This window comes from Fodinibius sp. (assembly GCF_041642155.1).
In the GTDB taxonomy this organism is placed as follows: domain Bacteria; phylum Bacteroidota; class Rhodothermia; order Balneolales; family Balneolaceae; genus Fodinibius.
Genome location: NZ_JBEPWZ010000131.1, coordinates 1 through 7809 on the forward strand (window position 1 = coordinate 1; position 7809 = coordinate 7809).

At 49.4% G+C, this 7809-nt stretch carries 9 protein-coding genes and 1 pseudogene; 5 read left to right on the forward strand and 5 right to left on the reverse strand.

Annotated features, from left to right (window positions below; genetic code table 11):
• Both dnaE and ACESLU_RS08825 read right to left on the reverse strand, forming a co-directional pair.
• Window positions 1-1322 (reverse strand): DNA polymerase III subunit alpha (dnaE, locus tag ACESLU_RS08820; protein WP_372638056.1); only part of this gene is annotated, 1322 nt, incomplete at its 3' end.
• A 242-nt stretch (window positions 1323-1564) separates the two neighbouring features.
• Entirely contained in the window at window positions 1565-2014 is a 450-nt protein-coding gene (locus ACESLU_RS08825) for a hypothetical protein (protein WP_372638059.1), read from the reverse strand.
• 281 nt (window positions 2015-2295) lie between these two features.
• On the opposite strand from ACESLU_RS08825, the gene ACESLU_RS08830 reads away from it, so the two are divergent.
• From ACESLU_RS08830 to ACESLU_RS08850, 5 genes are all read left to right on the forward strand, one after another.
• The gene (locus ACESLU_RS08830) at window positions 2296-3111 is read left to right on the forward strand and encodes an SDR family oxidoreductase (protein WP_372638062.1); all 816 of its coding nucleotides are present in this window, start codon (window positions 2296-2298) and stop codon (window positions 3109-3111) included.
• 102 nt (window positions 3112-3213) lie between these two features.
• A complete protein-coding gene (locus ACESLU_RS08835) occupies window positions 3214-3870 on the forward strand; it encodes a CDGSH iron-sulfur domain-containing protein (protein WP_372638064.1) in 657 nt (218 codons plus the stop codon).
• Between the two features lie 19 nt (window positions 3871-3889).
• A complete protein-coding gene (locus tag ACESLU_RS08840; protein WP_372638068.1) occupies window positions 3890-4264 on the forward strand; it encodes a DUF423 domain-containing protein in 375 nt (124 codons plus the stop codon).
• Between the two features lie 179 nt (window positions 4265-4443).
• On the forward strand, window positions 4444-4965 hold the full coding sequence (locus ACESLU_RS08845) for a hypothetical protein (protein ID WP_372638070.1): 522 nt from the start codon (window positions 4444-4446) through the stop codon (window positions 4963-4965).
• A gap of 30 nt (window positions 4966-4995) precedes the next feature.
• Window positions 4996-5361, forward strand: coding sequence for an MmcQ/YjbR family DNA-binding protein (locus ACESLU_RS08850; protein ID WP_372638074.1), 366 nt, complete (start codon window positions 4996-4998; stop codon window positions 5359-5361).
• Window positions 5362-5363: 2 nt separating this feature from the next.
• On the opposite strand, the gene ACESLU_RS08855 is transcribed toward ACESLU_RS08850, so the two are convergent.
• From ACESLU_RS08855 to ACESLU_RS08865, 3 genes and pseudogenes are all read right to left on the reverse strand, one after another.
• Window positions 5364-5696 (reverse strand): DUF6787 family protein, encoded by a 333-nt coding sequence (locus tag ACESLU_RS08855; RefSeq protein ID WP_372638076.1) that lies wholly within the window; start codon window positions 5694-5696, stop codon window positions 5364-5366.
• 156 nt (window positions 5697-5852) lie between these two features.
• The gene (gene hemL, locus ACESLU_RS08860) at window positions 5853-7145 is read right to left on the reverse strand and encodes a glutamate-1-semialdehyde 2,1-aminomutase (protein ID WP_372638078.1); all 1293 of its coding nucleotides are present in this window, start codon (window positions 7143-7145) and stop codon (window positions 5853-5855) included.
• Between the two features lie 211 nt (window positions 7146-7356).
• A pseudogene (locus ACESLU_RS08865) lies at window positions 7357-7809 on the reverse strand (porphobilinogen synthase); the annotation flags it as partial.

The window sequence follows — 7809 nt, forward strand, 5'->3', positions numbered from 1 at the left end:
CGGATCGATGTCTTGGCCTTCATGGTGCCATAGGTCACAATCTGGGCGACATTATTGCGGCCGTACTCTTCCACCACGTAATCGATTACTTCCTGTCGGCCACTGTCGTCGAAGTCGATATCGATATCGGGGGGACTTACCCGCTCGGGGTTCAAAAATCGCTCGAAAAGCAGATCGTGTTCCAGCGGATCAATATTAATGATGCCCAGGCAGTAGGCCACAATAGAGCCGGCGGCCGATCCCCGACCGGGCCCTACAAACACATCACGGCGACGGGCTTCGGTGGTGAAGTCCTGCACAATCAGGAAGTAGCCGACAAAATCCATCTCCCTGATGATCGTCAGCTCCTGCTCAATTCGCTCGCTTATCTCCTGGGTTATCTCCCCGTAGCGCTCCCGGGCACCGTCGTAGGTAAGCCGACGCAGATAATCGTCCATCGAATCGTACTCGTCGGGAATGCTGTAATGCGGCAGCAGCAGTTCCGAGCTGAGATCAATATCGTCGACTTTTTCGATTATTTCATTGGTGTTGTCGATGGCCGCGGGCTGGTCGCTGAACAGCTCCTCCATCTCCTGCGGGCTCTTCAGGTAGTAATCGGTGTTCAGATTGTTGTTGTCATCGGTAAACCGGAAGCGATTGGGATCATCGATATCGGCATTGGTCTGCAGCGCCAGCAGGATATCATGCGCCTCCGAATCTTCCTCCTCCACATAATGCGAGTCGTTCGTGGCTACCATCTTCACGTTGTACTCTTTTGCCCATTTGACCAGCACCTCGTTACAGCGGTTCTGGTCCTTCAGCCCGTGCCGCTGCAGCTCGATGTAATAATCATCCCCGAACACGTTCAGGTACCACTCAAACAGTGGCCGCGCCTGGCCTTCCCCCTCCTTAATAATCTTCTGGTTGATTTCACTGGCGATGCAGCAGGTCGTGGCGATGAGTCCCTCCGCGTGTTCCGCCAGCGTCGGTTTGTCGATGCGCGGCTTGTAGTACATCCCGTCGGTGTATCCCAGCGAACAAAGCTTGGACAGGTTGCGGTAGCCCGTCATATTCTTTGCCAGCAGCACCTGGTGATAGCGCGTAGTATCCTTCTTGTCGTCCATGCCCGAGGGGGTGATATAAAATTCGCAGCCGATTATCGGCTTTACCCCCTGCTTGTGCGCTTCATTGACAAACTTGGGCACCCCAAACATATTACCGTGATCCGTAATGGCGATAGCCGGCATCCCTTCATTCTTCGACTTTTTGACAAGCTGGCTGATGCTGGCCGCTCCATCGAGCATGCTGAATTGGGTGTGACAATGAAGATGTGAAAAATCCATCCGGAATACGTGAGGTTTGTGATTAGGTTCGCATTATTATACCATTCCTTAACCACAAAATTAAGGGAATATTTTATAGAAATGAATCTCCTTTTTGATTGATCCTCCCCGGGGAACGTGATTCAGCTTCCAGGCTCCCGGCGCCAGGCGGCTTCCTGTTTACTGCCCTGGTACCATGCCTGACAAAAAAAGCCCGGTCGCAATGATCGGGCTTCTTATTTCAACCGAAAATGAGTAACCTTTTACGATGATTCTATACCCAACTCTTGTTTCAGCTGGGCCAGTTCATCTTTCAAGCTGTTCAACTGATCCTGCAGGTCGGCCTTTAATTCTTCAAAGTTCTCACCGGTACTTTCTGTAATGTCCTGGTACTGTTCATCCAGCTGTTCCTTTTGGTCTTTTACATCGTTCCAGCGTTCTTCCACGGCGGGCTCCAGCTCCTCTGATCGTTCATTAATGGCCGACTCAATATCCTCCATCTCTTCATTCAGGGACTCACGTTGTTTCTCCACGTTTTGCACAAACTTATCCTTCATCGTTTCCATCCCCTCTTCCATCGAGTTCATGGATTCATTGGCGGATTGCTCGGCCTGTTCCTGCATCTCATTCATTTGGTCGTCCGATTCCTCGCCGCAGGATCCGAAAACCAATCCCACTGATAATACAATTACTGCAAGTGTAAGCCGTTTCATAATATCCATTAGTTCATTTATATTACTGTTAACATCCTTAACTCCTGCTACTCATTCTCTGTTCAGATGTTCCCTCTTTAATATCTCTGCTCCTTTTTGTACTATAACTTTTCGTATATATTTACCCGGAAGCTTTGAAAAACCAGAAATTTTAGGCAATATCCAAGCCTGAGCGAATTCAACCCCGTAGAGTATACGTGAGGATTTTGAATTAGCGGAAATGAAGAGATTGGCTAAAAGAACAATTTTGCAAAGCTCTCTACTCATAGACATGCTTCATTATGATCATTAGTATTTTAGGCTGTGGATGGCTGGGGCTCCCCCTTGCCGAACACCTGCGGGACAGCGGTCACAGTATCAAAGGTTCGACCACTACCCGGGATAAGCTGGCCCTGCTCAAGGGCAAAAACATTCATCCATACCTGATCCGGCTGGACCCCGGTCTCAATGCGGACGCAGATCCCGGTTTCTGGGATGCCGACCTGCTTGTTCTGAATATTCCTCCGGGACGAGGCCGGGATAATGTGGAGTCCTTCCACCTGCGGCAAATTAAGTCCGTCATCAACCAGCTTCAGGAATCTACGATTGACAAGGTCATATTTGTAAGCTCCACCTCGGTGTACCCGGAAAAGCCGGATATTGTAGGCGAAGAGGATACAAAACCGGGCGAGGCCGTCCGCGATACGGGTAATGCCCTGTTAAAAGCGGAAAAACTACTCATGAATTACTCTTCGTTTGACACAACGGTAATTCGATTTGGTGGTCTGTACGGCTACGATCGGCATCCCGTCCACCACCTGGCGGGACGAACGAACCTGAGCAGGGGCAATGCTCCTGTTAACCTGATACACCAGGATGACTGCATCGGTATTATCCAGGCATTCATTGACTCCGATATCCGTAATCAGATTTTTAACGGGGTATCCGACGGACACCCCCCCAAAAAGATGTACTATCCTGCGATTGCAGAAGAGAAGGGCCTCAGCCCACCGGAATACGCCCGGGACGAGGGGAAGGATTACAAAGTCGTGTCAAATCTTAAGCTCAAGCATATGCTCGACTATGAGTTCAAATACCCGAATCCAATGGATTTTTAGTACCGTTTACCCAGCCTGTATGCCGGGAGCTAACCGGGAATCTTCTCCCGCGGACTAACCTGTTATACCCTTATATTATACCAGATACCAGATTCCAGAACCATGAAATTAGATATTTACAGCTATCAAGCGGATGATATTACCGTAGAATACGACCAGGAACGGTGTATACACGCCGCGGAATGCGTTAAAAACCTCCCATCGGTTTTTGATCCGGACAAACGACCGTGGATTCAACCTGAACATGCGTCCCCCGGCCAAATTAAAAAAGTTGTGCACAGCTGTCCCACCGGCGCCTTAAAATACCGCGATACCGAACCACTGGAAGAGCCGGAGACGCGGAATGCCATTATTATTTCGCCGGACGGCCCCGTTTTCCTTCGCGGAGATATTGAAGTGCATAATGCTGAAGGAAAAATCATCCTGAAGGATACGCGCCTGGCCCTGTGCCGTTGCGGGGAATCCCGGAACAAACCGCTCTGTGATAATTCACACCGGGACATCGGATTTGAAGCCCCCGCTTCTTTTGATAAAAACAAGCTAAGACCTTCCGATACCCCAGGGGAGGAGGATCAGTCAAAACTTGTGGTGAAATTGATGAAAAACGGCCCCGCTTTAATAGAAGGGACCTACCGGGTATATTCCATGGCGGCCCAGCCGGTGGCCGGCACCAGGAACATCGCCCTGTGCCGTTGCGGCAGCTCCTCCGGAAAACCATTCTGCGACGGAACGCACAAGGAAGTGGGCTTTGAAGGGTAATATTAAATCAACTTGTACTATGCAAAAACTATTCTTAACAATCGGATCCATTGCCATGGCTCTGGCCGTAATATTGGGCGCTTTCGGAGCCCACGGCCTTAAAAAAGTACTTTCGGAGGAGATGCTGACGATCTTTGAGACGGGTGTCACCTATCATTTCTACCATGCCATCGGGCTGCTGGTTATTGGAGTCGTAGCACGGTACATGCCCGACTCGGCGCTATTATCGTGGTCGGGATGGCTGATGCTTGCCGGTATCATTGTATTTTCAGGAAGTTTGTACCTGCTTTCGGCCAGCGGCGTCCGCTGGCTGGGGGCGGTTACGCCTGTAGGGGGACTCTGTTTTATCGCTTCATGGGTAGTATTTACGGTAGCAGTTTGGAAAAATATATAACCGATAGAATACATCATTTCAACGGGTAAAATTCATACTTGCAGTTCCCATTCATTATTATAACTTAACATTAATTAAATAAGTGCTTTTAAAAGCCTCGGAGACGGCTAAAGCCCGTCCCACAGGCACAACACCTATTATTTTCATTCAAAAACCCCATACGGTGACAGTCACAGGATATGAGTATATCCATTAACATAAACAGGCGAGTCTTGCTGGTGCTGGTGCTGTGGCTTGTTCCGGTGCTTGCTTTAGCACAAAATGAAGTGGCTCGCGAGCGAAGCTCATTGAAAGGCATTCAGTCGATGGGACTTTCAGTCAACTACGAGGCCAATGCCCCGTTGACCGAAAAGACAGAAATCAACGTCCCCTCCCTGCAAAAAAAAGGCGAACAGGCCCTGCGGGAAGGAGGTATACGGGTCGTCCCGGAGGATGAAGTCAGGCAGTCCGATGAAATCCCGCTGCTGTATCTGCATATTAATGCCATGGATGCCGGTGAGGGACTTGTGCCTTTTGCTGTAAACTTATACTTCTATCAGCCTGTAAAGCTTGTGCTGAATCAGGATATGCAAACTACGGCCAACACCTGGGAAAGCGGAACAGTGGGCATCGTCTCCTACGATAGACTGCAGCTCATAGACCAGGCAGCCGAAGATCTCCTTCAGGAGTTTATCCATGATTATAAAACAATCAATAATTGAAGCTATCAAACTTTCACAATTAAATCATACATGAACATAGAAGATTTTCGAGACTTTTGTCTCTCATTCAAAGGTACTACCGAAGATTATCCGTTTGAGGACAAAGATATCTTAGCGTTTAAAGTGATGGATAAAATCTATGCCATCGCCGATGCAGGTAAATTTAAAAATATCGAACTCAAGTGCGACCCCGTCAAGGCTTCCATGCTTCGCAATCTGTATAAGGAAGTTCAGCCCAGCCGGCACATGGATAAGCGTCAGTGGAATATGATCCGTCCCGGGGGAGCCCTCGATGAAGAACTCATTAAAGAATGGATCAAGGATTCGTACAGCCTGGTGGTGGAAGGAATGTCCAGAAAGGAACAAAAGAAACTGGAAAAAATGGAAGAAGGCTGAAATTAAGGCTGAGAATGAGGATTTTCGCCACGTACAAATAAGCTTTTGATACGGTGAAGACTCTTTTTCTCAAAATTCCAGACGAATTGGAATTGCCCCAGGATAAACCCGTATAACAGCAGAAGTACCTGGTAGGCCGGAAAGACAATAATAATCCAGGCGGCAATTTCGACCAGAAGAGGCGTCTCGGCATTCACTCCGAGCCACCCGAAAATAAACTTTCGTACATAGAGGACGGTGATGCCTGTTAACGAAAAAATGAGCAGGATAAGCAGCAGTCCGCCGTAACTTTCTACTCCCCACCGCTCCATCAACTTTTCAATCAGTTTACTCATCTATCCATCCAGGTTACAAAAAAATTACGGCATGCGCCTGCCCTGTCCCGGTTGCGGCTGCCCGCAAGCGGAAACAGCATGCATTGACATTTACATTGTTATATTCAGCATACTCTTACACGTTAAGATACGAAGACGACGTCCTTCTCCCATTGCTTATTTGCCTGTAGCAGCGGCCATAGCCGTGTCAGCTGCTTTTATCGTTTCATCAAGCATCGCTTCGGTATGCGAGTTTGCCAAAAACCACGACTCAAAAGAAGATGGCGGAAGATACACACCGTTCTTCAACATTCCATGAAAAAAATCCCTGAACACTTCCCGGTCCGTTGTTTGCGCGGTTTGAAAGTCCACCACTTCTTCACTGGTAAAAAAGACACTGAGCATCGACCCCACGCGATTGATGGTGGCCGATACCTCGTGATGTTCAAAAACCTCTTTCAACCCCCCGAAAAGATAGGTGGTCTTTTCTTCGAGCTCATCATAATGCATTGGATTTTCATGGAGTTCCGATAGCAATGCATACCCCGCGGCCATCGCCAGCGGATTTCCGGATAGCGTTCCGGCCTGGTATACCGGACCATCGGGGGATACCACCTGCATAATCTCCTGCCTGCCGCCAAACGCTCCCACCGGCAGGCCCGCACCAATAATTTTTCCATAGGTCACCATGTCGGCTGTGACCCCAAACCGCTGCTGGGCACCTCCCTGGGCCACTCGAAATCCCGTCATCACTTCATCGAAAATAAGTACGGTACCCTGGGCATCACAAAGTTCACGAAGACCCGCCAAAAACCCTTCCTGCGGGGGAATACATCCCATATTGCCGGCGACCGGCTCTATCATAATAGCGGCGATCTCCCCTTCGTATTCATTCAGCAGTTTTTTAACGGAATTAAGATCGTTAAAATCGGCCGTCAACGTATCTTTGGCCGTTCCCTCGGTCACCCCGGGACTGCTGGGCGTTCCGTGGGTCAGGGCCCCGCTGCCGGCATTGATCAGGAACGAATCGCCGTGGCCGTGATAATTCCCTTCGAACTTGATGATTTTATCTCTCCCGGTGTAGCCCCGGGCTACGCGAATAGCACTCATACAGGCTTCCGTCCCGGAATTGACCATGCGGACCTTGTCGACGCCGGGCGCCATCTGTTTAACCAGCTCCGCCATCCTGATCTCGATCTCAGTCGGAGCCCCGAATGAGGTGGATTTCGCCGCCGCATCCCGGACCGCCTCGATTACCGGCCCGTAGGCATGTCCCAGGATCATCGGTCCCCACGACCCCACATAATCGATATATTCCTTGCCGTCAACATCCGTCAGGACGGATCCCCGGGCCCGTTCCAGAAAAACGGGGGGCCCGCCTACCGAATTAAAAGCCCGTGCGGGAGAGTTTACTCCGCCGGGGATCGACTGCTGTGCCCGTTCAAATAATGTTCTGCTTGTTTCTAACATAAAATACCCTTTGATATTCTTGCTTCAATTGTTATACCGATACGCTATTTAAAGAATGTACCGGCTTCACTAAAAATTTGTTTCTCCTTTTCGAGGCACAGTGATATTGCCCGGGAAGGAAAAGGGGCAGGAGTGATTCAACATAACATACAACGATACTCAGAATGGCTGAAAACCACTGCTATACATATTAAATATCATGTAATCACGGTTACGAGCCATTTAGTATTTTTGACGCTTCTTTTGCAAAATAAGTAGCTATCAGATCGGCGCCGGCCCGCTTGAAGCCGATTAACGCCTCCATCATCACTTCCTCTTCGTCCAGCCAGCCCTTCTCTGCTGCCGCTTTTAACATAGCGTATTCACCGGAAACATTATATACCGACACCGGCACCGATACATGCTCTTTAACGGCCCTGACAACATCCAAATAGGGCATACCGGGTTTAACCATAACTATATCGGCTCCTTCCTGTTCATCCAACGTTGCTTCCTTAACGGCTTCCCGGACATTAGCGGGATCCATCTGATACGTTTTTTTATCGCCAAAACCGGGGGCCGAATCCAGCGCGTCGCGGAAAGGGCCGTAAAACGCCGAGGCATATTTGGCACTGTACGCCATAATGCCGGTGTTTTTAAAAGCAGCATCGTCAAGCGCCTCCCG

Bases quoted from the DNA above. Each gene is read 5' to 3' on its own strand.
- hemL (WP_372638078.1), bottom strand. From the start codon at position 7,145: ATGTTAGAAACAAGCAGAACATTATTTGAACGGGCACAGCAGTCGATC.
- ACESLU_RS08825 (WP_372638059.1), bottom strand. From the start codon at position 2,014: ATGAAACGGCTTACACTTGCAGTAATTGTATTATCAGTGGGATTGGTT.
- ACESLU_RS08830 (WP_372638062.1), top strand. From the start codon at position 2,296: ATGATCATTAGTATTTTAGGCTGTGGATGGCTGGGGCTCCCCCTTGCC.
- ACESLU_RS08840 (WP_372638068.1), top strand. From the start codon at position 3,890: ATGCAAAAACTATTCTTAACAATCGGATCCATTGCCATGGCTCTGGCC.
- ACESLU_RS08835 (WP_372638064.1), top strand. From the start codon at position 3,214: ATGAAATTAGATATTTACAGCTATCAAGCGGATGATATTACCGTAGAA.
- ACESLU_RS08845 (WP_372638070.1), top strand. From the start codon at position 4,444: ATGAGTATATCCATTAACATAAACAGGCGAGTCTTGCTGGTGCTGGTG.
- ACESLU_RS08855 (WP_372638076.1), bottom strand. From the start codon at position 5,696: ATGAGTAAACTGATTGAAAAGTTGATGGAGCGGTGGGGAGTAGAAAGT.
- ACESLU_RS08850 (WP_372638074.1), top strand. From the start codon at position 4,996: ATGAACATAGAAGATTTTCGAGACTTTTGTCTCTCATTCAAAGGTACT.